Below are 24,375 nucleotides of genomic sequence, written 5' to 3' on the forward strand. Positions count from 1 at the left end.
CGAAGTCTCCGGAACCCGTCACGCACACACCCTCGGGGGAGGTCGGCCCAGGTGATCCTCACCGTCACCCTCAACACCGCGCTCGACCTCACCTACCACGTGCCCGAGCTGCGCGCGCACCGCTCGCACCGGGTCGGCGACGTACAGGAGCGGCCCGGCGGCAAGGGGCTGAACGTCGCCCGGGTGCTGGCGGCCCTCGGCCACGAGGTGACGGTGACCGGTTTCACCGGCGGCGTCACCGGGCGGGTCGTCCAGGACCTGCTCACCCGCACGCCCGGCGTCGTCGACGCGCTGGTGCCGGTCGGCGGGACCACCCGCCGCACGGTCGCCGTCGTCGACATGCGCTCCGGCGACACGACCCGGCTCGACGAACCCGGCCCGGTCATCGCGTCCGCCGAGTGGTCGGCGTTCCAGGAGGCCTACGAGGGGCTGCTCGCCGGCGCCGACGCGGTCGCCCTGTGCGGCAGTCTGCCGCCGGGTGTGCCGGTGGGCGCCTACGCGGCGCTGGTGCGCACGGCACGGGCCGCGGGCGTCCCGGTACTGCTGGACACGAGCGGGGAGCCGCTGCGCCGGGGGGTCGCCGCCCGCCCGGACATCGTCAAGCCGAACGCCGGCGAACTGGCCGAACTCACCGGCTCCCACGAGCCGTCGCGGGCCACCCTCGACGCCCGCAGGCGCGGGGCGCAGTCCGTGGTCGCCTCCCTGGGCGCGCAGGGCCTGGTCGCCGCCACCCCGGAGGGCCGCTGGCGCGCCACGCCGCCCCATCGTGTCCACGGCAACCCGACGGGTGCGGGCGACTCGGTGGTCGCGGGCCTGCTCTCCGGTCTGCTGGAACGCCTCCCCTGGCCGGAGCGCCTGTCCCGCGCGGCCGCCCTCTCCGCGGCGACCGTGGCATCCCCGGTGGCCGGCGAGTTCGACCACCCCACGTATGAGGCGTTGATGGGGCTAATTTCAGTCAATAATGAAGTATTAGCATCATAAATTAGCCTAAGTTTTCTTTATTAGATCTACTCCATTGACAGTCGACAATGGGAGTTATAACTTGTCAGGTCCACGATATTTACCGTTGAATTGGAGAGCCTGCATGTCGAAGAAGAGAGCCACCTTGAGCGCGTGTGTGGCAAGTTCGGCGTTGCTCCTCGGAGTCATCTCAGCCACTCCCGCATCAGCCGTGAATCTCTTCGCAAACTGCACGACAACTGGCGCCAACGGAGACGTGTCCATAAGCAACTACAACGGGGCCTCAGATTTCATAGGTGGCTCCCTGGGAGCGTGGGACACTAGCGCCGACGGCCACCACGTCAGAGTCCGCTTGATCACGAAAGACTCCACTGGAACAATTAAATACTGGGCGTGGCACGCCAATTACAATGGGGCAGGATCCACGCAATCATGGGACTTCACCGCTACGGACCGCGGCGGTTTCTTTGATATGGGTGTACAGGTAGGCAGATTCGAGGGCGATACCATTCTCAACGCCTGCGCGAACTGGGCCTAACCATACATCATCCAGAGACTGAAGCATTAATACTGAATGACACCCCTGGGGAAACGAGCGATCCAACCATCGACGCACCCCTTCTTCACCCAAGGCTAGACGTGTAGTTCGTTTGCGGGATTCTTGGGCGGGGGGTGCCTTATATCGGGCGACGACCGATATAAGGCACCCCTTGCGGGTACCCAAATCAACGAACGGCAGGGCGTGGCCACCCTGACCGGCGACGAACCTCGACCGCTTCCTCGCCGCCCAAGGCGCCAGCTCGCTAGGGTCCGTCTTCAAACGGATCTTGCCCAGAGCAGGAATGATGCGAGACTGACCGCTGCCTCGTAAGAGGTGGCGGTTTTGTCGTATCTGGTGGCGATGCCTCGGAAGCCCTTGAGTTGGTTGAAGCACCGCTCAACTGCGTTGCGCCGGCGGTAGATCTGCCGGTCGAATGCCGGAGGACGGCCGCCGCGACGGCCGCGGTTGTGTCGGTGTTGCCGTTGGTCGTTCTTTTCCGGGATGGTGCATGTAATGCCGCGTTGGCGCAGGTAGGCGCGGAAGCCGCGTGAGCCGTAGGGCTTGTCCGCGATGACCCGGTCGGGCTGGCAGCGAGGCCGTCCAGGGCCAGCTCGCGGAACCCGGATCCGTTCCAGGAGGGGGGCGTGCGCAGATGCTGTCGTGGCGTTGGCCGGGCGTCAGCAAGGTGGCGAGGGGCCGCCCGCGTCCGTCGCATACGAGGTGGACTTTGGTGGTCAGGCCTCCTCGGGATCGGCGGAGGGCGTGATCGTATGGTTCGTCCGGCCGGTGGATCCCCCTTTTCGCCCCGTGGCGGCGGCGTGCAGATGGGCGCGGACGATCGTGGAGTCGATCTGAACGAGCCAGTCGATGTCGCCAGCCGCGTCGGCGTGGGCCTGGACCTGCTGGAGTGCCTGGGTGAACACGCCGTCCAGGGCGTAACGGCGGAAGCGGGTGTAGACCGTCTGCCATGACCCGTAGCCTTCCGGCAGGTCACCTCAGGAGATCCCGGTCCGGATCTTGTAGACCATCCCGTTGATGACCCGCCGGTCCTCCACGCGCGGACGGCCTGTCGCGGCTCGCGGTATGAGCGGAGCGAGCAACTCCCACTCTGAGTCAGTGAGTTCGTGGCGGCGTATCACCCCACCATGATCCACCAACTTGATGATCTTTGATGAAGCGGGAAACAGCACTGCGACCGCACCATCGCGGCCGTCAGTGGCCTAGTAGCCATCCCGGCGTTAGTTTCCGCGATCTGACACAACCGTATTCACGCCCCGTCAAGGGGATAGATGAATGAATCCACGGGGCTCGGAGGTCGACGTACTCCCGAATTACTTGTCGCGACAGTGACCGTAAATCCTGTCGATAATATCAAGCGCGCCGACATATCAAGCGGAAAAGATTCGTTCCGCTAGGCATAGAACCGCCTCTATTTCCAACCTGCTTCAAGCCACAGCTGGTCGACGTTTGCGTCGCAGGCGTTACCTTGCTCACACGAGATCATGATACTGTTGGTGCCCTTATTGAGGGTGATGTTTCCCCAAGTGTTGGTCCACCCCTTCTCATAGTCACCCTCTGCAGCTTTGGCGAAGTTTTTCATATTCAGGGGGCGGGTCTGCGCTGCGCCATTGACCGTGAGCGTGGCATCCGCATCCTTACCGGGCACCCCATAGTTCACATACAATGTATATTTGCCCGTTTTGGGAATTCCGCTGACATTCCAGGTTACGGCCGCACCGACGTGATTGAAATCCGTGACGTAGATCCCACCATCCGCCTTCGCACCGTTCACTTCGGATGCTGTGGTTGTGCCGCCCGTCAAATTCAGCGCCTTCGCGTCGGCCTTGGGCAGCTCGGCCTCGTTCGCGTCGCCTGAAGCCTTCTCACTGGGCGACGCGCTCTGCGGGGCGGAGGCTGTCGGGGAGGTCTGGGTGCCGGCCTTGTTGTCGTCGGTGCCGGAGTCGCCGTTCGCCATGACCGCCACGATGCCGATGACGACCGCGGCGACCACCACGACCGCGCCGATCAGCAGGCCCTTGGTGTTGGGGCCGCGACCGCGGCCGCCGCCGTTCTGCGCGGCCTGGCGGCCGGTGGAGGGGCCACCGCCCGCGCCGAAGTTCTCGGGCGCGGCGTAGTGCGCGTTCGGCTGGCCGTACGCGCCCTGCTGCTGAGGGACCGTCTGCGACTGGCCGTACTGCCCGTACTGCGCGGTCTGCTGCTGCGACTGCTGGCCGTACTGGCGCTCGCCGACCGCGCGCACTCTGCTGACCGAGTTGGGGTAGCCGTAGCCACCCCCGGACGGCGGCTGGGCGCCGTTGGCCTGGCCGTCGGCGTAGAGGTAGCCGAACGGGTCGTCGTCCTCGGGCGTGCTGGCCCCGTTGTTGCCGGACGTCATCCCTTGGTACTCCTCAGCAGGTGCGGGTCGGATGCGATGGTGCGGTCAGACTCGCGAGCCTACCCCCCTCCGATGACCCAAACGGGTGAGTCAGCTCGCAACAGCCCCCTGACCTGGTGATCATCCGGCCCGTCTGTGCTGTTTGGGACGAGATCGTTTCTCGACGTACATACGCTCGTCGGCCGACTTCAGCACTTCGTCCGCGGTCATCCCGCAATGTGCCCAGCCGATGCCGAAACTGGCGCCGACCCGCACGGCCCTGCCCTCGGCACGGATCGGCTGGATGATCTCGTTGCGCAGGCGTACCGCGAGGTCGGCGGCGTCGGCGCGGCCGAGACCGTCGGCGAGGATCACGAACTCGTCGCCGCCGAGCCGGGCGACCGTGTCGCCGTCGCGGACCTGGCGGGAGAGCCGGCGGGCCACCTCGATCAGGACCGCGTCGCCGGCGTTGTGGCCGAACCGGTCGTTGATCGACTTGAAGCCGTCGAGGTCGCAGAAGAGGACCGCGAGCCCCTTGGTGCCGTCGTCCTGGCCCTCCTCGGGCGCCGCGGTGTGCACGTGGTGGTCGTAGCCGTCGAAGGACTCGGCGCCGCCGGGCCGGTAGTCGAAACCGTGGCCGTTGGCGTCGAAGGCGGCGTGGCCGTAGGCCGTGTCCATGGCGTCGACGGCGGCGGGGTGGGTCGACTGGGGGCGCTGGCAGAGCCGGGCGGCGAGCCGCGAGCGCAGTTCGGCGGAGTTCGGCAGGCCGGTGAGTGAGTCGTGCGAGGCGCGGTGCGCGAGCTGGAGTTCGCGGCGCTTGCGGTCCTCTATGTCCTCGACGTGGGTGAGGAGGAAGCGGGGCCCGTCGGCGGCGTCGGCGACGACGGAGTTGCGCAGGCTGACCCAGACGTAGGTGCCGTCGCGGCGGCCGAGGCGCAGTTCCGCGCGCCCGCCCTCCGCGGAGGTGCGCAGCAGGGTGCCTATGTCCTCGGGGTGCACGAGGTCGGAGAAGGAGTACCGGCGCATCGCGGAGGCGGGGCGGCCGAGCAGCCGGCACAGGGCGTCGTTGGTCCTGAGTATTCGGCCGTGCTGGTCGCCGCCCATCTCGGCTATCGCCATGCCGGAGGGGGCGTACTCGAAGGCCTGCCGGAAGCTTTCCTCGCTGGCGCGCAGCGCCTGCTGCTCGCGTTCGAGTCTGACCAGTGCCCGCTGCATATTCGCGCGTAGACGCGCGTTGCTGATCGCGATGGCGGCCTGGAAGGCGTACATCTGGAGCGCTTCGCGTCCCCAGGCGCCGGGACGGCGGCCGTTGCGCGGCCGGTCCACCGACAGGACGCCGATCAGCTCGCCGCAGGCTCCCCCGCTGCCGGGCGCCGCGGGCATGTACATGGGGGCGAAGAGACGGTCCGAGGGATGCCACTCGTCCTCGAAGCGGGGCGCGGGCCCGTCGGTGTACCACTGGGGGACGTCGTCGTCGTCGAGGACCCAGCCCTCGGTGTGCGGGATGAAGACCAGGTCGCCCCAGGTCTCGCCCATGGCCAGGCGCCGCTCCCAGGACTCCCGCGAACCCACCCGGCCGGTGATGAGGGCCTCGGCGGCGGGGTTGCCCGCGAAGGCGGCGACCACCAGATTGTTGTCCGGGCGTACGAGATTGACGCACGCCAGTTCGTACCCGAGTGCCGTGACGACTCCGTCCGCGACGGTCTGCAAGGTGTCGGCCAGACTGCGGGCCGTGTTCATCTCGGCCATGACCTGGTGCAGCTGTCGCAGGGACGCAAGGCGGACGTAAGGCTCCGACTCGGTCTCCATGTGTTTCGCCCTCCCCCCGAGACTTCGCAGCGAATCAAGGGTTGTCTTCGGCGTAACGTCGTTTCTGGTGCTGTGTTGTCGGTGTGTGTCTCCTTGTGACGCCTCCGCCACTGAATCACAGCGCGCTGCCCACTCGGTACACAGGGTCAACAATTAATGCGTCTTGTGACTCAAGTCACAGCTGAACATGAACATTTGAGTAGAGTTTCCGCGTTTTCCTGTGTGTTTCCTGAACACGCACAGACACCGAAACGGGGTCGGGGGATCGGTCCGCGGTCCTACGACCCTACTCGGGCGGAGGTCCGATGCGGGGGCCGTCGGCGGGACACTAGCGTTTCGGACGTGCCCCCAGACGTACTCGATCCCCATGCGCTCACGACCGTGTCGACGACTCCCCCCAGGCATGCTGAGGGGGTGAGCAACGACGAGTTCCGCGCCGCCATGTCCCGGCTCGCCGACGGCGTGGTCCTGGTAACCGCCCGGGAACCGTCCCTGGACCCGGACGACCCCGGGGCGCCGGAGGGCGAGGACGTCGGCATGACCGCGACGGCCTTCATGTCGGTCTCCCTCGACCCGCCCCTGGTGGTCGTCGGCCTGCGCACGGGCTCCCGGATGGACGACCTGCTCGACGAACAGCCCTCGTGGGCGGTGTCGGTGCTCTCCGAGAACCAGCGCCACATCGCCGGCCGCTTCGCCATGAAGGGCCGCATCAGCGACCGGCTGCTCTTCGAGGACCTCCCGTACACGCGTGGCGAGGCCACCGGCGCGCCGCTGCTCGGCGGCGCCCTGGCGACCCTGGAGTGCCGCACCGAGCAGCGGGTCCCGGCCGGCGACCACACGCTCGTCGTCGGACGGGTGCTGACCGCCTCGGCGCCGAGCGCGGACGGCGGCCCGCTGCTGTACTTCCGGGGCCGCTACCGGCAGTTGGGCTGATCCCCTCACCGCCGGCGGCCGGCGCCCGGACGCCGTTCACACCTGACGCAGGACCACGTCGAGACGGGCCAACCGCGCGGGGTCGGTCACGATGTCGATCACGGCGATCCGGCCGCCGCCCACGAACAGGAAACCGAGCGTGCGCTCCAGCCGGCCACCGACGAATACCGCCACTCCGACCACGCCGTCGATCAGGGCCGGCCGGGCCACGCCCGCGAGGGACGCGTAACTCGTCGCGCCCGCCGCCACCCGCGCCGCGCCCGTGGCCACACCGGCCTCGGAGCGGGCCAGCACGTCCGGGTCCAGGACGGCGAGCAGCCCCTCGAAGTCCCCCTACCGCGCGGCGGCCAGGAAGTCGTCGACGGCCTTGCGCTGCCGGGCGAGGTCGGCGTCCGGCTCCCGCGCGCCCCGCACCCGGCGCCTGGCCCGGCTGGCGAGCTGCCGCGCGGCCTCGGGGGTGCGGTCCACGACGGCCGCGACCTCCTCGTAGGGCACGCCGAACAGGTCGTGCAGCACGAAGGCCAGCCGCTCAGCGGGCGTGAGGGTGTCCAGGACGACCAGCAGCGCGACACCCACGGAGTCGGCGAGCAGCGCGTCGTGCGCCGGATCGGCCGCCTCGGACGACAGGGCCGGCGGCCCGCTCTCCCACGGCTCCTCGGCACGCGAGCGGCGCGCACGCAGCATGTCGAGGCAGACCCGGCCCACGACGGTCGTCAGCCGGCCCGCCAGGTTGTCGATCTCCCTGCCCGCGGCGGCGCCGCCGCTGCGGCTGAGCCGCACCCAGGTCTCCTGCACGGCGTCGTCGGCCTCGGCGGCCGACCCGAGCATGCGGTGCGCGACGGCCCGCAGGCGGCCGCGGTGCGCCTCGAAACGCCCGGCGAGGAAGTCGTCGTCGCCTGATGCCATCGTCGGTCACATCCCTGGTCGTGTTCGGCTGTCGGCCGACTGACGGATGCCGGGCCCGGGATGTGACAGATGGACCGGCGCCCACGGGAGCGGACCCGCGCGCGAGGGCGGGCACGCGCGCGGGGGCGCGGTCAGGACCAGTCCCGCCCGTTGCGGCCCCGCTTCGTCTGTGCCCGCTGCTTCTTCTCCCGCAGCCTGCGCTCGTTGATCCCGCGCGGGATCCTGGTCGGGCGGCGCGGCTTGGGCGGCGGGGCCGTGGCCTCGGCGAGGAGGGCGGCGAGGCGCACCGCGGCGGTCTCGCGGTTGCGCCACTGGGAACGGTGCTCCGAGGCCCGCACGGTGACGACGCCATCGACGAGCCGGCCGGCCAGCCGCTCCAGCGCCCGCGCCTTCCACACCTCGGGCAGCGCCTCGGTGCGCGCGAGGTCGAAGCGGAGCTCCACCTGCGAGTCACTGGTGTTGACGTGCTGCCCGCCCGGTCCCGAGGACCGCGAGAAACGCCACATGAGCTCGGCCTCGGGCAGGGAGACGGAGCCGCGGACGACATGGGGACCGGACATGCCCACCATGTTCCCGCCCCCGCCGCTCCCACGTCACGCGAATATCCCGATGCCTCGACCCCGTCACGGCCGCCAGGGCCGGCTCGGTAAAGAAAGTAAAGAAACGCGGAGTGGCGGGGAACCTTGAGCACCCTTGGCTGCGTTCATAGGGATAGCTGTAGCTTCGTGCCCGTACGAAGCCCCGTACGAAGCCGTACGCAACGAGGGAAGGACTCCCAACCATGGCTGTAAGCCTGTCCAAGGGTGGCAACGTCTCGCTCACCAAGGAGGCTCCGGGCCTGACCGCCGTCACCGTGGGCCTCGGCTGGGACGTCCGCACCACCACCGGCACGGACTTCGACCTCGACGCCTCCGCGATCGCGGTCAACCTCCAGGGCAAGGTCTACTCCGACGGTCACTTCGTCTTCTTCAACAACAAGCAGACGCCGGACCAGACCATCGTCCACACCGGCGACAACCGCACCGGCGAGGGCGCGGGCGACGACGAGGCGATCAACGTGAACCTGGCGGGCCTCCCCGCCGACATCGACAAGATCGTCTTCCCGGTCTCGATCTACGACGCGGAGAACCGCTCGCAGAACTTCGGCCAGGTCCGCAACGCCTACATCCGCATCGTCAACCAGGCCGGCGGCGCCGAGATCGCCCGCTACGACCTCTCGGAGGACGCGGCCACCGAGACGGCCATGGTCTTCGGCGAGCTCTACCGCAACGGCGCCGAGTGGAAGTTCCGCGCGGTCGGCCAGGGCTACGCGTCCGGCCTCGTGGGCATCGCCCAGGACTTCGGCGTCAGCGTCTGAGTCACCGGCACCCGCGCACGCCGCTCGCGGCGACGGAGCCCCCGGCCGCCGGCCGGGGGCTCCGCGGCTTCCCCGACCCGGACGACATCCGCCCGGAGCAGGTCGCCGCGGCCCTGGCACGCGAACTGGCGCACGACGGGGCGCGGGTGCTGCTCGCCCGCGGCGAAGGGCGGCTGGTGGGGGTCGTGATCACGCTGGACCGCCACCCCGACCCCGCCGACCCCGGGGCGTTCGCCTTCTGGACCGCGCTCGGCCACCGGGTCGTCGGACACCGGCCCGACCTCGAACGGGGCCGCCCCTGCGCGGTGCCGCGCAAGCCGCTGCGCTGACCGCACCCGCCGGGCCGGACGCTCAGAGGCGGGGCACTCAGAGGCGGGGCACTCAGGGGCGGGGCACTCAGGGGCGGGGCGGCCTGCCCTCGCCGTACAGCCAGTCCGCCCAGATCCGCGTGAAGTCGTGGTCCGGGGCCCGGCGCTCCACGTAGGAGGTGAAGTCGGCGGTGCTCGCGTTGCCGTGGCGGTGGGCGGCCGCCCAGCCCTGGACGAGGTCGTAGAAGGCGTCGTCGCCGACGGTGCTGCGGATACGGTGGATCACCATCGCGCCGCGCTGGTAGACGGGGTCGTCGGAGATCTCCGCCGCGCTCGTCGGCTTCCCGGGCGCGAAGTCCCACAGGTCCTCGAACTCGTCCTCACCGTGGTCGTAGAGCTCCGTGAACCTCTCCTGGGCACTGGGCCCGCCGTCGTCCTCCGCCCACAGCCACTCGGCGTAGGTCGCGAAGCCCTCGTTGAGCCACATGTCCCGCCAGTTCTCCGGGGTGACCGAGTCCCCGAACCACTGGTGCGCGATCTCGTGGACGAAGGTCGGCAGGTCGGGGGCGCCCGGGTGGACGGGACGGTTCTGCGTCTCCAGGGCGTACGCGGCGTCCCCGGGGCGCTCGACGATCGCGCCGGCCGACGAGAACGGGTAGGGGCCGAAGTTGCACTCCGCCCACTCCATCACCTCGGGGAGCCGGGCGAGCACGGCGCGGCTCGCCGCCACCTGCGACGGATCGACGGCGACGTACACCGGCAGGCCGGTCCGCGCCGGGGACACCGCGCCGGGACAGATCTCCGGGCCCGCCGTACGGGTGGCCGTGGACCGGGTGACGGTGTAGCGGCCGATCGCGACGGTCGCCACATAGCTCGCCATCGGTTCGCCGGTGTGCCAGACGAACGTCGTGCGTCCGTCGTCCGTCGCCCGCTCGCTCCTCAACTCGCCGTTGGAGACGGCCGTCAGCCCCTTCGGGACGGTGACGGCGATGTCGTACGCGGCCTTGTCGGAGGGGTGGTGGTTGCCCGGGAACCAGGTCATGGAGCCGGTGGGTTCGCCGAGGGCGAGCGCGCCGTCCGCGGTGCGCAGCCAGCCCTCCTTGGAGCCGTCCGGGTCGGTGATCGTCCGCGGGCTGCCCGAGTAGCGGACCCGCACCTCGAAGGTCTCGCCCCCGGACAGGGTGCCGGCCGGGCGGACGGTCAGTTCCTGGCCGTCGCGGTGGAAGTCCGCCCGGACGCCCCCGACGGTCACCTCCTCGACCGTCATGCCCGCCAGGTCCAGGTCGAACGCGGAGAGGTCACGGCCCGCGCGGGCCGTGACCACGGCGGTGCCGCTGAGCCGGTTGCCCTCGGGGGTGTAGGCGAGGGTGAGGCCGTAGTGCGAGACGTCGTAGCCGCCGTTGCCCGCCTCGGGGAAGTACGGGTCGTCCAGGCCCGGCGCGCCCGTGGAGTCCGGCGCCGCCGTGTCGTCGCAGGCGGTCGCGGCGAGCAGGAGCAGCACGGCGGCCAACGCCGGGACAAGACGCACGGATCGGGACATGTCCGTGATCCTATGGGGGCGGCCGGTCCCGGCGCGGGGGCGTGACACCATCGCCTACGTGCTCGACATCGGCTACGCCCTCTCCAACCGCTTCCCGGACCCCCCGCAGACGGACTACCGGCGCGCGGACGTCCACGCCCTGCGCCACGACCTGTTCTGCGGTGACGTCTACCTCGCCGACACCAAGGCGGACCGCGAGGTGTCCACGGCCTGGGGATGGGTGCCGGTGCTGGACTTCGCGTGGGCGCTGTGCGACATCGTGGAGCAGGTCGACCAGGACCCGGCGGGCTCGCGCGCCTCCCGCCCGCAGTACGCGGAACTGGACTTCACCGAGTCCACCGACCGCATGCTCTTCGAGCGCCGCTTCGGCTGGGTGGACATCGAGGCCGACTGGATGCCGGCGGAGGAGCCCCCGCTCACCTTCTCCCACGCCGAACTGCGGCGTGAGGCACGCGACTTCCTGCACGACCTCCTCGCCGACCTGACCGACCTGCACGAGGACCTGGGCGAGAACCCGGCGATCTGGACGCTCCAGTCCCGCTTCCCCCGGCTGCGATGACCCCCGGGGCGGCCTTCTCCGGCGGCCCTCCCCCCACCTCCCTCTGGGCTCCTCAGCCCTCCACCCTGATCCCCAGCTCCGCCGCCAGCACGGGCGCCAGATCGAGCAGCTGGGCCGCGCTGATCACCGCTCCCGAGAGACGGTCCACGCCGCCCGCGATGCCCAGTTCCACCGCTCCGCGCAGATCCACGTCCGCCAGGGTCGCCGCGGTGAAGTCGGCGGACCTCAGGGCGCAGTCGACGAACTCCACCCGCTCCAGCCGGGCGCCGCCGAAGTCCGGTTCGACCAGCACGCACGCCTCGAACACCACGTCCCGCAGCCGCGCCTGACGCAGATTCAGGTAGTCGATCTTGCCGCCGCGGATCACGACCCGCTCCAGGACGGCGCCGTACGCCTGGGTCCCGCCCAGGCGCGCGTCGATCAGCTCGACATCGCGCAGGGTCGCCTCCGCCAGGTCCGTGCCGACGCCCCGCAGGCCGGTGAGGACCGAGTCGAGGAAACGGGTGTGGCGCAGCCGGGTCTCGTCCAGCGCACAGCCCGTCAGGGCGCAGTCCATGAAACGGGCGCCCCCGCCGTCCTGCCCGGCCAGGTCCAGGTCGCGCAGCTCCACGCCGTCGTAGTCGCCGTCGGGCTCCAGCCCCGCGTCCGCGTGCGGTTCCAGTGCCGGCAGCCGCACCTGGGGACGCCGCGCGCCCTTCACCGCCGCACCGGCCCTGCCGCCACCGCCGCCGGTCCTGCCGGTACCCGTCCTCACCATGCCCCCATGCTGCACCCCGCCACTGACAATCCCGGGCCCGGCCCGCAGCGCCCTTGACCTCGAGCAAGGTTCAGGTTGAAGGCTGGAGGACGGCGCCCGGCACCACGCCCGGGCCGCACCCGCACCCGCACCCACCGGGGGAGCTCCCATGCGCGCCGTCCGCCTGCACACCTTCGGCCCCGCCGAGAACCTGCGTCACGAGGAGGTCGCCGACCCGGTGCCCGGGCCTGGCCAGGTCCTGGTGTCCGTCGAGGCGGCGGGCGTCCACCTGCTGGACACCGCCCTGCGCGAGGGCCACCAGGGTCCCGCCCCCACGCCGACGGTGCTCCCCACCGTTCCCGGCCGGGAGATCGCCGGTGTCGTCGAGGCCCTCGGCGAGGGGACGGCGGACGGCTGGCTCGGCAGACGGGTGGTCGCCCACCTCGGTTTCGCACCCGGGGGGTACGCCGAGCGCGCCGTCACCGACGCCGGCCGTCTCCACGAGATCCCGGCGGGACTGGACCCCGCCCGCGCCGTCGCCATGATCGGCACGGGCCGGACGGCGCTGGGGATCCTTCAGTTCGCCGAGCTCGGACCCGGCACGGTCGCGGTGATCCCGGCGGCGGCGGGCGGGATCGGCACCCTCCTCGTGCAGTGCGCCAGGAACGCGGGCGGCACCGTCGTCGGGCTGGCGGGCGGCCCGGAAAAGACGGCGCTGGTCGCGGCGAACGGCGCCGACGTCGCCGTCGACTACACCGACACCGCCTGGCCGGCGAGGGTCCGGGACCGGCTGGGCGGCCGGGACGCGACCGTCGTGCTCGACGGGGTGGGCGGGGACGTCGCCCGGGCGGCCGTCGGTCTCCTGGGCCCCACGGGCCGGCACCTCGTCTTCGGGTGGTCCGCCGAAGGCGTCCGCGGCGGCAAGGGGCACTTCGTGGAGGGGGTCTCCCGGTCGGTCCTGGGGCCCGTGATGATCGAGAAGGCGGGGGGTCTGCGGGCCCTGGAGACCCGCGCCCTCGCCGAGGCCGCCGCGGGCCGGCTGGACCCCGCGGTCCACCGGTTCCCGCTCGCCGAGGCCGCCGCCGCGCACCGGGCGCTGGAGTCGCGCGCGACGGTCGGGAAGGTCGTCCTGGTCCCCTGACCGGCACGGCCCGGACACGAACCGCCCCAGGACGCGATCCACCCCGGATGCGATACGCCCCGATCCATGGTGTTCTGTCCAGATGAGTGTCACCCGGACAGGTGAATCCTCCGCCGACACCGCACCCGACCCCCGCCGCTGGTGGGGCCTGGTGATCATCGCTCTCGCCCAGCTCATGGTCGTCCTGGACGCGACGATCGTGAACATCGCGCTGCCCTCGGCCCAGGCGGACCTCGGCATCTCCGACGGCGACCGCCAATGGGTGATCACCGCCTACACGCTCGCCTTCGGCGGCCTGCTCCTGCTCGGCGGACGGATCGCCGACCTGGTGGGCCGCAAACGCACCTTCGTCATCGGGCTGATCGGTTTCGCCGTCGCCTCCGCGCTCGGCGGGGCGGCCACCGGCTCGGGCATGCTGTTCGGCGCCCGCGCCCTCCAGGGCGTCTTCGCGGCCCTGCTCGCGCCCTCCGCGCTCAGCCTCCTGACCACGACGTTCACCGACCCGAAGGAGCGCGGCAAGGCCTTCGGCATCTACGGCGCCCTGGCCGGCAGCGGGGCCGCGATCGGCTTCATCGTCGGCGGCCTGCTCACCGAGTACCTGGACTGGCGCTGGTGCCTCTACGTCAACGTGCCCATCGCCGTCATCGCCGTGCTGGGCGCCCTCGTCCTGCTCCACGACCGTCCCGGCCACCCGGGCGCCCGTCTGGACGTGCCCGGTGCGCTGCTGGGCTGCGGCGGCCTGGTGGCGATCGTCTACGGCTTCAGCGAGGCCGAGCCGCGCGGCTGGACCGATCCCCTGGTGCTGGCCCTCTTCGCGGGCGGGATCCTCCTGCTCACGGTCTTCGTGTGGTGGCAGACCAAGGCACGGGTGCCGCTGCTGCCCCTGCACATCATCAAGGAACGCAACCGCGCGGGCTGCTTCCTGACCATGGGCCTGGCCGTCATCGGCATGTTCGGGCTGTTCCTGTTCATGACCTACTACCTCCAGGTCATCCTCGGCTACTCCCCCGTCAGGACGGGTCTCGCCTTCCTCCCCCTGACCGTCGCGATCATCATCGGCTCCACCCAGATCTCCGCCCGGCTGATGAGCCGCGTGGCGCCGCGCGTGCTGATGGTCCCCGGCATGCTCCTCGCCTCGGGCGGCATGGTGATCCTGACCCGGATGACCGTGCACTCCTCGTACACCAGCGAGATCCTGCCCGCGCTGCTGATGATGGGGCTCGGCATGGGCCTGACCTTCATGCCGGTCTTCGCCACCGCCACCGCCGGGGTCGCCCCGCAGGACGCCGGGGTCACCTCGGCCACCGTCAACACCTCGCAGCAGGTGGGCGGCTCCATCGGCACCGCGCTGCTCAACACGATCGCCACCACCAGCAGCGCGGCCTACATCTCGGCCCACCTGACCGGCCCCGCCCGCAAGGCGCAGGTCGCGGCGGAAGGCACCGTGCACGGCTACACGGTCGCCATCTGGTGGGCCGCCGGCATCATGCTGCTGGCCGGCCTGGTGGCGGGCCTGATGGTCACGACGGGACCTCCCAGACACGCCCCCGCGCAGGCGGCCGTACCGGAGTCGGTGGGCTGACGGCCCCCGTCCGGGCGGCGAGCGGCGTCAGTGACGCCCCGCCACCCGGTCCGCGACCCGGGCCAGCCTCGACGATCCGGCCGCACGGGACTCCGTCTCCCGGCGGTCCGCCGCCCGGTACGTCGCGTACATGCCCTGCACACCGAGCCACCGCAGCGGCTCGGGCTCCCACCGGCGCACCTTGTGGCCGACCCAGGGGAGGTCCGTGAGCGCGGTGCGGCCGGACTGCCCGGAGTCGAGGAGCACCAGGTCGCGCAGGGTCCGCGCGGCCAGGTTCGCGGTGGCGACGCCCGAGCCGACGTAGCCGCCCGCCCAGCCGACACCCGCCGCCCGGTCCAGGGTCACCGTCGCGCACCAGTCGCGCGGCACGCCCAGCACCCCCGACCAGGCGTGCGCCACCCGCACCCCGGCCAGCGCCGGGAAGAAGCCGACGAGGATCTCGCGCAGCGCCCGCGCGGTCCCGGGCTGCGTCCGCCCGTCGTTGTCCGTCCGCGAGCCGAAGCGGTAGGGCACCCCGCGCCCGCCCAGCGCGATCCGGCCGTCGGGGGTGCGCTGGGCGTACATGTAGGCGTGCGCCATGTCGCCGAGCGCCTCCCGCCCCTCCCAGCCGACCGCGGCCCACTGCTCCTCGGTGAGCGGCTCGGTGGCGATCATCGAGGAGTTCATCGGCAACCAGGTCCGCCGCTCCCCCTTCAGCGCGGCCGTGAACCCCTCCGTGCAGCGCAGCACGTACGGCGCCCGCACGGTCCCGTACGGCGTCACCGCCCGGCCCGGAAGGATCTCCGTCACCGGCGTGGACTCACGGACGTCCACCCCCAGCGCCTCCACCGCCGCCGCGAGCCCCTTGACCAGCCGCACCGGGTGCACCCGCGCACCGTGCGGGGTCCAGGCCGACCCCACGGCGCCCGCCACCCGCACCCGCTCGGCCGTCTCCCGGGCCCCGTACAGCTCACGGTCGTGCTCGCCGTACGACAGCTCGTGCGCGTGGAACTCCTTCAGCCGGGCCAGCTGGGCCGGCGTCCGGGCCACCTCCAGCACCCCGCCCCGGTGGACACCGGCGTCGAAACCCTCCTCCGCCACCGCCCGGACGACCTCGTCGACAGTGTCGTTCATCGCCCGCTGGAGCCGTACGGCGGCCTCGTGACCGTGCAGCTTCGCGTACCGGTCCCGGCCGGCCACGCCGTTGTACAGCCAGCCGCCGTTGCGCCCCGAGGCGCCGTAGCCGCAGAACCGCTGCTCCAGGACGGTGATCCGCAGGCCGGGCACCGCCTTCTTCAGGTAGTACGCCGTCCACAGTCCGGTGTATCCGCCGCCGACGATCACGACGTCGCGGGAGACGTCACCGGCGAGCGGCTCCCGCACCGCCGGCAGACCGTCGTCCGCGTACCAGAAGGAGATCCCGCCGTTCACGACACCGCTCGCCGAGCTGCTCATGGCCGGACGTTAACCCGGCGGCGCGGGCGCTGTCTCCTTCGGATCCCGTACTCTTTCGCGCCCTCCGACCAGCGGATAACACCCCAGCCCGACGAGGAAGGAGACGAAGTGGCCGAAGTCCGTGAAGGTCGGCGCGGCCACCAGCGGCACCGTGTAGAACACGGCGACGCCCGCGAGGTACCCGTACCGCCAGGGCGGCCGGATCCGGTAGACCAGCACCGCCACCACCCCCGACAGCGCGTAGCTCACACCGACGTCGAGGGTGTCGGCCGCGGACCGCGGCGCGAGCCCGTCCCGGATCGCCTTGGCGAGCGCCCCCTCGCTGAGCAGCGTCGCCAGCACGTGCGCGGCCGCGCAGACCGCGAGCCACCGCGCCGTCCCCAGCCAGCGCTCGGCCCGGGCGTGGAAGACGGAGTACAGCACCACGTACGGCAGCCAGGACCCGCCGTCGATCCACATCGCGCTCGCCACCAGCACCCGCACCGGATGCCGGGACAGCTCGTGCAGGTTGGTGGACCGCCGGCGCAGGAACTCCTGCTCGAACTCCGGCGACATGTGGTGCAGGGCGACCGTCGTGACGAACAGGACGGTCAGCCACACATAGGTGCCGGGCGCGCTGCGCACGTACGCCCAGATCCCCCGTCCCGCCTCGGACACGCCCCTGCGCAGTCTCACGGTGCCCAGTATCGGCGAACGACCCGCGACGGGCAGCGCAAAGCCCAGGCCGGAAGAGCTGTGACCTGGGCTTTCGAAAGAGCCCCCTGTCGGATTCGAACCGACGACCTGCTCATTACAAGTGAGCTGCTCTGGCCAGCTGAGCTAAGGAGGCACCGCGCGCGACGACGTCGCGCGTGAGGGCGGGTCCACTGTACACAGCCCCGGTTTCCCCGGGCCACGCACTTGTGCGGCGGGAGCGGCCCCCCGGGAGCGCGCGGGTGCGCCGCCCGAGAATTTTCGTGAAGTTCACATGCCCGCGGGTACTGACAGGCCGGGAAACGCCAGGTACCGTCCTGACCCAGTTCGCTCATGTGGACTACACCAACCACCTTCCTACAACGGATCGTCCGGCACGTTCCTGCCGGTAGAAGGGGGCCTCAGAACCATGGCCACTGTTACGTTCGACAAGGCGACCCGGATCTACCCGGGCTCCACGAAGCCCGCCGTCGACGCGCTCGAGATCGACATCGCGGACGGCGAGTTCCTCGTCCTGGTCGGCCCGTCCGGCTGCGGCAAGTCCACCTCGCTCCGGATGCTCGCGGGGCTCGAGGACGTCAACGGCGGCGCGATCCGCATCGGCGACCGCGACGTCACCCACCTGCCGCCGAAGGACCGGGACATCGCCATGGTGTTCCAGAACTACGCGCTCTACCCGCACATGTCCGTCGCCGACAACATGGGCTTCGCGCTCAAGATCGCCGGCGTCAACAAGGCGGAGATCCGGCAGAAGGTCGAGGAGGCCGCGAAGATCCTCGACCTCACCGAGTACCTGGACCGCAAGCCCAAGGCCCTCTCGGGTGGTCAGCGCCAGCGTGTCGCGATGGGCCGCGCCATCGTGCGTGAGCCGCAGGTCTTCCTCATGGACGAGCCGCTGTCCAACCTGGACGCCAAGCTCCGCGTCTCGACGCGTACGCAGATCGCCTCGCTCCAGCGCCGCCTCGGCATCACCACCGTCTACGTCACCCACGACCAGGTCGAGGCCCTGACCATGGGCGACCGGGTGGCGGTCCTCAAGGACGGTCTGCTCCAGCAGGTCGACACCCCGCGCAACATGTACGACCGTCCCGCGAACCTCTTCGTCGCCGGCTTCATCGGCTCCCCGGCGATGAACCTCGTCGAGGTGCCGATCGCCGACGGCGGCGTGAAGTTCGGCAACTCGGTGGTCCCGGTCCAGCGTGACGCGCTCTCCGCCGCCACCGACAAGACGGTCACCGTCGGTGTCCGCCCCGAGCACTTCGACGTGGCCGGCGCCGACTCCGACCAGGGTGTCGCGGTCGTCGTGAACGTGGTCGAGGAGCTCGGCTCCGACGCCTTCGTCTACGGCACCGCGAAGGTCGGCGCCGAGTCGAAGGACATCGTCGTCCGCGTCGGCGGCCGTGACGTCCCGGAGAAGGGCAGCACGCTGCACGTCGTCCCGCGCGCGGGCGAGACCCACGTGTTCTCGACGTCGACGGGCGCGCGCCTCTCCGACTGATCCACCCGATCCATCGCCCGACCACCGACGGCCGACGGCCGTCCGGTCGACGCGGAAGGGGCCCCGCAGCTGCTGCGGGGCCCCTTCCGCATGCCCGCCGCACCTCTGCCGAACCGGCCGACAGCAGACATTTCGCGGACACTCGTCAACCCCCTACCCAAAAGGAAGCACGTCTTCATCCCCCGTCCGGGTGACTAAATGTCGCCAAATCATCACTCCGCGCTACCCTCTCACGCGTGAAGCACTCCGCGAACCACTCCACCACGCAGCGCACGAGCCGCGGCCGGGGCGGCCCAGCCCGCCGGATCGGCCGCTCGCTCGCCCTCGTCCTGCCCGTCGTCATGGTTCTCTCCGGGACCCTCGCGGTCACCCGGGTCAACTGGTCGGGGAACCCCTCGGATTCGGTGCTCACCGCCTCCGACGTCTCCACCGCGCACCAGCCCTCGCGCAAGGCCGCCCTGGCCCCGCAGGACGTGCTGCGCGACCGGCTGCTGACCGAGCTCCGGCAGAAGGACCCCGGCGTCGCCCTGACCCACCTCCAGGCCGCCGTGAACGGCAAGCCGTCGCTGGCCAGGCACTGCTCCTCCATCGCCCGCGCCCTCGGCCGCGCGGCCGTCCGCATCTACGGCCCGTCGCGCGCCCAGTCGTACGCCCGCCCGGTGTGCGACACGGCCTTCGCCTCGGGCGTCCTGGCGGCACGCGGCTGACCCGCCGGGGCCAGGCCCCGGACCGGACCGGGGCGTGCGGTTCCCTCCCGCCGGGGGAGCCGCACGCCCCGGGACAAGCGGCACGTACAGTGCGGGCATGACCGATCCGCACGCCGCGTCCCGCCCCACGCAAGCCGTCATCCTGGCCGGTGGCCAGGGGTCCCGGCTGCGTCCGTACACCGACGACCGGCCCAAGCCGATGGTCGAGATCCCCGGCACGGGGACGCCGATCATCGGCCATCAGCTCGACTGGCTCGCCGAGGAGGGCGTCACCGACGTCGTCGTCTCCTGCGGCCATCTCGCCGAGGTCCTCCAGGACTGGCTGGACTCGGCCGACCTACCCGTCAAGGTGACCACCGTCGTCGAGAGCGAGCCCCTGGGCCGCGGCGGCGGCCTGAAGTACGCGGCCGCCCACCTGCCCCACCCCGATCGGCCCTGGTACGCCACCAACGGTGACATCTGGACCCGCTTCTCGCTGCGCGAGATGGCCGACTTCCACACCGAGCGCGACGCCATAGCGACCCTCGCGCTGGCCCGCCCCCGCATCCCGTGGGGCGCCGTGCAGACCGACGGCTTCGGCCACATCACGGACTTCATCGAGGCGCCGCCCACGACGTACGAGATCAACGCGGGCCTCTACGTCTTCTCACCCGCGTTCGCCGGGCTGCTCCCCGAGCGCGGGGACCACGAGCGGACGACGTTCCCGCACCTCGCCCGGGAACGGCGGCTGGCCGGCTACCCGATCCCGCAGGGGGCGTACTGGCGGGCCATCGACACCGCCAAGGACCTCACCGAGGCGGCGAAGGAGCTGGCCGCCTCGCACCGCTGACGGCCGCTCACCGGCCCCGCGGTCCGCGAGGCCGCCGGCGCCCGCCCGACGGCGGGCCCATGCCGACGTCCGCGCCGCCGGACGACCGAGGGTGCCGTGCGCTGTCCCGCGCACGGCACCCTCGGTCGTCTCTGGGACGAACCGCCCTACCCGAGCAGCCCGCCCACCAGGCCCGGCTGGCCCGAGGACGACGAGCCGCCGTCCGAACCGCTCCCGCCACCGCCCCCGGTCGAACCGCCGGAGGTGGCCGAACCGCCGGAGGAGGGACCCGAGCTGGTGGCCGGGGCGCGCTCCTGCGGGGTGGTGGAGCGCTCGCGCGGCGCCTGCCCCGCGGTGCCCTGGGTCTGGCTGGGCGCGCCTGCGCCGGAGCCGCCCCTGGTGCCGGAGTCGCGGGACTCCTCGGGCTCGCTGTCCGTGCCCGCCGTCGGAGCGGCCGAGGCGGCGCCCCGCGTGGGGGACGTGGACGCGGACGGCTCGCGGGAGGCCTTGTGCGAGCCGGACTTCTGCGGCAGCGGGGAGCCCGGCAGTTCGTTGCGCGGGGGCTCGCCCGGGCCGGGCACGATCACCCGGTCGGCGTCGCGGACGGCACCGCCGAGCAGCGAGCCGACGAGCAGGGTCAGCCCGACGGCGATCGCCGTGACCAGGGCGCCCCGGCGCAGCACGTAGCGGCGCAGCTCCCACAGATCGGAGCGCGGGCCCAGACGACGCCACGCGCCCGCGGCGAGCCGGCCGTCGACCGAGTAGACGGGGGCGCCCGCGATGATCAGCGGCGACCAGGCGGCGAGGTAGATGATGTCGGGGGTGTCGTAGACCGGGACGGTCTTCCAGCTGACGGTGACGATGAGCGCGGCCGAGAGCCCGGCGCCGACCACCGCGGCGACCCGCTGCCAGCAGCCGAGGACGGTGAGGACGCCCACGACGACCTGGAGGAAGGCGATGACCAGGCCGGAGCCGACGGGGTGGTGCAGGGCGAACTGGCGCAGCGGCTCGGCCACTTCCCACGGGTGCAGGGTGTCGAGCCACTTCACCATGGAGCCGCGCTTGCCGCCGTCGAAGTAGACGGGGTCGCACAGCTTGCCCATGCCGGCGTAGATGGAGATGAAGCCGAGGAAGATGCGCAGCGGGAGCAGGACCACGCCGAGGTTCATCCGGCGGCCCGGGAAGTAGGCGTGCCGGGCGGGGTCCTCGGCCTGCCGCCGGCCGCGCGGCCTCGGTTCGGGATCGGCGCCGCCGTCCCCGAAGTCCTCGAACCGGGCGTCGTCGTAGGCGGGTTCGTCGTAGGCGCTGCCGACGCCGCGCATGTTCGGCAGGATCCGCTGCTCGCCGCCGACCGGGGCCCGCTGGGCGCCGACGACCGGCGTCTCCAGGGTCTGCGCGGCGAGGCCGCCGTCGTAACCCCGGGCGCCCGCGCCGACGCGGGGGATGACCTGGGTGGCTCCGGCGTCGGCCGCGGGCGGTTCCCCGTGGCCGACGCTGCCTGCCCGCACGGCCTGGAGCAGTCGGTGGGCGCCGGTGTCGTCGGGCGCGGACCTGCCGCTCCAGACGACGGCCCGCCGACGGCCACCGGACGCGGCGCCCGCTCGGCCCACCGCCCCGACGGCGGCCATGCGCGCGGTGTCATCGATGGCGCTCACGTGCCGGGCGATCCGCGGGGATTGGTTACGCCGCGCCGACGCGCCCAGCTGCACGCGGAAGCTCGCGTGGCTGACGATGATCTGCGCCGGATCGCTCGGCACCTTCACCATGCTCAGCGCGGGAGCGTCGTCGAATCCCGACGAGCGGTCCCCCGTGGGTGTGCGGGGTGTTCTGGTGTCCACACTCATCTAACCGAGTGACGTGTGTTTAGGACACTGCTTTGACCCGCCGGATCTGTCCGGACTCCGTCAAGGTTGCACTACTCCCCGGGATTAACCCGTTCGGGTGAACCCGCGCGCACCCACCGGGCGGCCTTCGCCCCGTCAGCTCCTGCGCCGGGCCGCCTCGTACAGCACGATCCCCGCCGCGACACCGGCGTTGAGGGACTCCGCGCCGCCCGGCATCGGGATCCGGACGCGGAAGTCGCAGGTCTCGCCGACCAGCCGGGACAGGCCCTTGCCCTCGCTGCCGACGACGATGACGACCGGGCCGTCCAGGGCGGCCAGCGAACCGACCTCGTGCTCGCCGTCCGCGGCCAGGCCGACGACCGCGATGCCGGCCTTCTTGTACGCCTCCAGCGCGCGGGTGAGGTTGGTGGCGCGGGCGACCGGGGTGCGGGCGGCGGTGCCCGCGGACGTCTTCCAGGCACCGGCCGTCATACCGGCCGCACGCCGCTCGGGGACGACGACGCCGTGGCCGCCGAAGGCGGAGACGGAGCGGACGACGGCGCCCAGGTTACGCGGGTCGGTCACCCCGTCGAGGGCGACGATCAGCGGGTCCTCGCCGTTGTCGTAGGCGGCCGACGCCAGGTCCTCGGGGTGCGCGTACTCGTACGGCGGGACCTGGAGGACCAGCCCCTGGTGGTTGAGGCCGTTGGTCATGCGGTCCAGCTCGGGACGCGGGGCCTCCATGAGGTGGATGCCGCCGCGCTCGCCGGCGAGCTGGAGCGCCTCGCGCACCCGCTCGTCGTTGTCGATGAACTGCTGCACGTAGAGCGTCGTCGCGGGCACGCCCTCGCGCAGCGCCTCGACGACGGGGTTGCGGCCGACGACCATCTCGGACGTGCCCTTGCCGCCGCGGCCGCGCGGTGCGGGCCGGCGGGCGGCCTGCTTGGCCTTGGCGGTCGCGATGCGGTTCGCCTTGTGCTTCTTGCGCATCTCGGCGGGCGGCGTCGGCCCCCTGCCTTCCAGACCCTTGCGCCGCTGGCCGCCACTGCCGACCTGCGCGCCCTTCTTGCCGGACATGCGGCGGTTGTTGGCTGCCATGAGTCTCTCGTCTCCGTGAGCTTTTCGTACGTACGTCTTATGCAGTGTGCCGCCCGGAAGGCCGGGCGGCACAGTCGATCAAGGACGGGCCCCGGGGCCGCCCTACCGCGGGCCGAGGCTCCAGCGCGGCCCCTGCGGGCCGTCCTCGATGGCCAGACCGGACTGGGTGAGCTGGTCACGGATGGCGTCCGCGGTCGCCCAGTCCTTGCGCCCGCGGGCCGACTCCCGCTGGTCGAGGACGAGTCGTACGAGGCTGTCGACCACGCCGTGCAGGTCCTCGCCCCGACTCTCCTCACCGGCCCAGTGGGCGTCGAGCGGGTCGAGACCGAGGACGCCGAGCATGGCGCGGACCTCGGCGAGGCGGGCCACGGCGGCTTCCTTGTCGTCGGCGGCGAGGGCCGAGTTCCCCTGCCGGACCGTCGTGTGCACGATCGCCAGGGCCTGCGGGACACCCAGGTCGTCGTCCATCGCCTCGGCGAAGGCGGGCGGCACCTCGGCCGCCGGCTCGACGACTCCCCCGGCCTTCTCGACGACGCGCTGCACGAAGCCCTCGATCCGCGCGAACGCCGACTCGGCCTCGCGCAGCGACTCCTCGCTGTACTCGATCATCGAGCGGTAGTGGGGCGTGCCGAGGTAGTAGCGCAGCACGATCGGGCGCCACTGCTTCACCATCTCGGAGACGAGGACGCTGTTGCCCAGCGACTTCGACATCTTCTCGCCGGCCATGGTGACCCAGGCGTTGTGCACCCAGTACCGCGCGAACTCGTCGCCGTAGGCCTTGGCCTGGGCGATCTCGTTCTCGTGGTGCGGGAAGATCAGGTCGAGGCCGCCGCCGTGGATGTCGAAGACGGGGCCCAGGTACTTGTGCGCCATCGCCGAGCACTCCAGGTGCCAGCCGGGACGCCCGCGGCCCCAGGGGGTCTCCCAGCTCGGCTCGCCCGGCTTGACGGACTTCCACAGCGCGAAGTCGCGCTGGTCGCGCTTGCCGGTCTCGCCGTCGCCCGAGGGCTGGCGCAGGTCGTCCAGGTCCTGGTTGGACAGCTCCAGGTAGCCCGGGAACGAGCGCACGTCGAAGTAGACGTTGCCCTCGGACTCGTAGGCGTGACCGCGCTCGATCAGCCCGCGCATCATCTCGATCATCTCGGGCACGTGCCCGGTGGCGCGCGGTTCGTAGGTCGGCGGCAGGCAACCCAGCGCCTGGTAGCCGTCGTTGAACGCGCGCTCGTTCTCGTACCCGATCGACCACCAGGGACGGCCCTGGTCGTGCGACTTGGCGATGATCTTGTCGTCGATGTCGGTGACGTTGCGGATGAACGTGACGTCGTAGCCGCGGTGGGCGAACCAGCGCCGCATGATGTCGAAGTTCAGGCCCGAGCGGATGTGGCCGATGTGCGGGGCCGACTGCACGGTGGCACCACACAGGTAGATCGAGACACAACCCGGCTGGAGCGGGGCGAAGTCACGGATCTGCCGGGCACTGGTGTCGTACAGGCGAATGGTCACCTCTCCAGGGTAGTGGGCGCGAGGCGATGCCCCGAGCCCCTTCCCCGCAAGGGCCACATATTCGT

Annotated in this window: 20 protein-coding genes, 1 tRNA gene and 2 pseudogenes; 10 read left to right on the top strand and 13 right to left on the bottom strand. The window is 71.5% G+C overall.

Annotated elements, in window-relative coordinates:
* Positions 1–51 precede the first annotated feature (51 nt).
* Complete coding sequence (locus Saso_RS16970) at positions 52–981, top strand: 1-phosphofructokinase family hexose kinase (protein WP_189921181.1); 930 nt, start codon at positions 52–54, stop codon at positions 979–981.
* A gap of 795 nt (positions 982–1,776) precedes the next feature.
* On the opposite strand, the pseudogene Saso_RS16975 reads toward Saso_RS16970, so the two are convergent.
* The 3 genes and pseudogenes from Saso_RS16975 to cdgB form a co-directional block, all read right to left on the bottom strand.
* Positions 1,777–2,640: pseudogene (locus Saso_RS16975) on the bottom strand (IS5 family transposase).
* A 290-nt stretch (positions 2,641–2,930) separates the two neighbouring features.
* Positions 2,931–3,896: a CBM35 domain-containing protein gene (locus Saso_RS16980; RefSeq protein WP_189921182.1), complete on the bottom strand. Its 966-nt coding sequence runs from the start codon at positions 3,894–3,896 to the stop codon at positions 2,931–2,933.
* A gap of 120 nt (positions 3,897–4,016) precedes the next feature.
* A complete protein-coding gene (gene cdgB, locus Saso_RS16985) occupies positions 4,017–5,684 on the bottom strand; it encodes a diguanylate cyclase CdgB (protein ID WP_189921183.1) in 1,668 nt (555 codons plus the stop codon).
* 441 nt (positions 5,685–6,125) lie between these two features.
* Between cdgB and Saso_RS16990 the strand changes: the two genes are divergently transcribed.
* On the top strand, positions 6,126–6,617 hold the full coding sequence (locus Saso_RS16990; protein WP_372442472.1) for a flavin reductase family protein: 492 nt from the start codon (positions 6,126–6,128) through the stop codon (positions 6,615–6,617).
* A gap of 36 nt (positions 6,618–6,653) precedes the next feature.
* Here Saso_RS16990 and Saso_RS16995 read toward each other — a convergent pair.
* Both Saso_RS16995 and arfB read right to left on the bottom strand, forming a co-directional pair.
* Positions 6,654–7,523: pseudogene (locus Saso_RS16995) on the bottom strand (sigma-70 family RNA polymerase sigma factor).
* 131 nt (positions 7,524–7,654) lie between these two features.
* Positions 7,655–8,092: an alternative ribosome rescue aminoacyl-tRNA hydrolase ArfB gene (gene arfB, locus Saso_RS17000; protein ID WP_189921185.1), complete on the bottom strand. Its 438-nt coding sequence runs from the start codon at positions 8,090–8,092 to the stop codon at positions 7,655–7,657.
* A gap of 212 nt (positions 8,093–8,304) precedes the next feature.
* Between arfB and Saso_RS17005 the strand changes: the two genes are divergently transcribed.
* Entirely contained in the window at positions 8,305–8,880 is a 576-nt protein-coding gene (locus Saso_RS17005) for a TerD family protein (RefSeq protein WP_057579155.1), read from the top strand.
* Positions 8,881–9,026: 146 nt separating this feature from the next.
* Entirely contained in the window at positions 9,027–9,209 is a 183-nt protein-coding gene (locus Saso_RS17010; protein ID WP_229901225.1) for a hypothetical protein, read from the top strand.
* Positions 9,210–9,276: 67 nt separating this feature from the next.
* Here the strand turns inward: Saso_RS17010 and Saso_RS17015 are convergent, their stop codons facing one another.
* On the bottom strand, positions 9,277–10,728 hold the full coding sequence (locus tag Saso_RS17015) for a M1 family metallopeptidase (protein WP_189921186.1): 1,452 nt from the start codon (positions 10,726–10,728) through the stop codon (positions 9,277–9,279).
* Between the two features lie 58 nt (positions 10,729–10,786).
* On the opposite strand from Saso_RS17015, the gene Saso_RS17020 reads away from it, so the two are divergent.
* Positions 10,787–11,287 (top strand): hypothetical protein, encoded by a 501-nt coding sequence (locus Saso_RS17020; RefSeq protein ID WP_189921455.1) that lies wholly within the window; start codon positions 10,787–10,789, stop codon positions 11,285–11,287.
* A gap of 52 nt (positions 11,288–11,339) precedes the next feature.
* On the opposite strand, the gene Saso_RS17025 is transcribed toward Saso_RS17020, so the two are convergent.
* Complete coding sequence (locus Saso_RS17025; protein WP_189921188.1) at positions 11,340–12,044, bottom strand: pentapeptide repeat-containing protein; 705 nt, start codon at positions 12,042–12,044, stop codon at positions 11,340–11,342.
* A 148-nt stretch (positions 12,045–12,192) separates the two neighbouring features.
* Here Saso_RS17025 and Saso_RS17030 point away from each other — a divergent pair, with 148 nt between their 5' ends.
* Positions 12,193–13,164: a zinc-binding dehydrogenase gene (locus Saso_RS17030; RefSeq protein WP_189921190.1), complete on the top strand. Its 972-nt coding sequence runs from the start codon at positions 12,193–12,195 to the stop codon at positions 13,162–13,164.
* Positions 13,165–13,246: 82 nt separating this feature from the next.
* Positions 13,247–14,746 (top strand): MFS transporter, encoded by a 1,500-nt coding sequence (locus Saso_RS17035; protein WP_189921191.1) that lies wholly within the window; start codon positions 13,247–13,249, stop codon positions 14,744–14,746.
* Between the two features lie 27 nt (positions 14,747–14,773).
* Here Saso_RS17035 and Saso_RS17040 read toward each other — a convergent pair whose 3' ends face one another.
* The 3 genes from Saso_RS17040 to Saso_RS17050 all read right to left on the bottom strand — a co-directional run bounded on the left by Saso_RS17040 (position 14,774) and on the right by Saso_RS17050 (position 17,009).
* Entirely contained in the window at positions 14,774–16,180 is a 1,407-nt protein-coding gene (locus tag Saso_RS17040; protein ID WP_189921193.1) for an NAD(P)/FAD-dependent oxidoreductase, read from the bottom strand.
* Between the two features lie 9 nt (positions 16,181–16,189).
* Positions 16,190–16,855 (bottom strand): rhomboid-like protein, encoded by a 666-nt coding sequence (locus Saso_RS17045; RefSeq protein WP_229901226.1) that lies wholly within the window; start codon positions 16,853–16,855, stop codon positions 16,190–16,192.
* An 80-nt stretch (positions 16,856–16,935) separates the two neighbouring features.
* Positions 16,936–17,009: transfer RNA gene (locus tag Saso_RS17050), tRNA-Thr, on the bottom strand.
* Positions 17,010–17,282: 273 nt separating this feature from the next.
* Between Saso_RS17050 and Saso_RS17055 the strand changes: the two genes are divergently transcribed.
* The 3 genes from Saso_RS17055 to Saso_RS17065 all read left to right on the top strand — a co-directional run bounded on the left by Saso_RS17055 (position 17,283) and on the right by Saso_RS17065 (position 19,907).
* A complete protein-coding gene (locus Saso_RS17055) occupies positions 17,283–18,371 on the top strand; it encodes an ABC transporter ATP-binding protein (RefSeq protein ID WP_189921195.1) in 1,089 nt (362 codons plus the stop codon).
* Positions 18,372–18,607: 236 nt separating this feature from the next.
* Positions 18,608–19,078 (top strand): hypothetical protein, encoded by a 471-nt coding sequence (locus tag Saso_RS17060; protein WP_189921197.1) that lies wholly within the window; start codon positions 18,608–18,610, stop codon positions 19,076–19,078.
* Positions 19,079–19,175: 97 nt separating this feature from the next.
* Entirely contained in the window at positions 19,176–19,907 is a 732-nt protein-coding gene (locus tag Saso_RS17065; RefSeq protein ID WP_189921199.1) for a nucleotidyltransferase family protein, read from the top strand.
* A gap of 146 nt (positions 19,908–20,053) precedes the next feature.
* On the opposite strand, the gene Saso_RS17070 is transcribed toward Saso_RS17065, so the two are convergent.
* The 3 genes from Saso_RS17070 to cysS all read right to left on the bottom strand — a co-directional run bounded on the left by Saso_RS17070 (position 20,054) and on the right by cysS (position 24,310).
* Positions 20,054–21,730 (bottom strand): DoxX family membrane protein, encoded by a 1,677-nt coding sequence (locus Saso_RS17070; RefSeq protein ID WP_189921201.1) that lies wholly within the window; start codon positions 21,728–21,730, stop codon positions 20,054–20,056.
* Positions 21,731–21,865: 135 nt separating this feature from the next.
* On the bottom strand, positions 21,866–22,807 hold the full coding sequence (gene rlmB, locus Saso_RS17075; protein ID WP_189921203.1) for a 23S rRNA (guanosine(2251)-2'-O)-methyltransferase RlmB: 942 nt from the start codon (positions 22,805–22,807) through the stop codon (positions 21,866–21,868).
* 102 nt (positions 22,808–22,909) lie between these two features.
* Positions 22,910–24,310 carry a cysteine--tRNA ligase gene (cysS, locus tag Saso_RS17080; RefSeq protein WP_189921205.1) on the bottom strand — a complete coding sequence of 467 codons (1,401 nt, stop codon included), beginning with the start codon at positions 24,308–24,310 and terminating at the stop codon, positions 22,910–22,912.
* Positions 24,311–24,375 lie beyond the last annotated feature (65 nt).

Source organism: Streptomyces asoensis, from assembly GCF_016860545.1.
Taxonomy (GTDB): Bacteria; Actinomycetota; Actinomycetes; order Streptomycetales; family Streptomycetaceae; genus Streptomyces; species Streptomyces asoensis.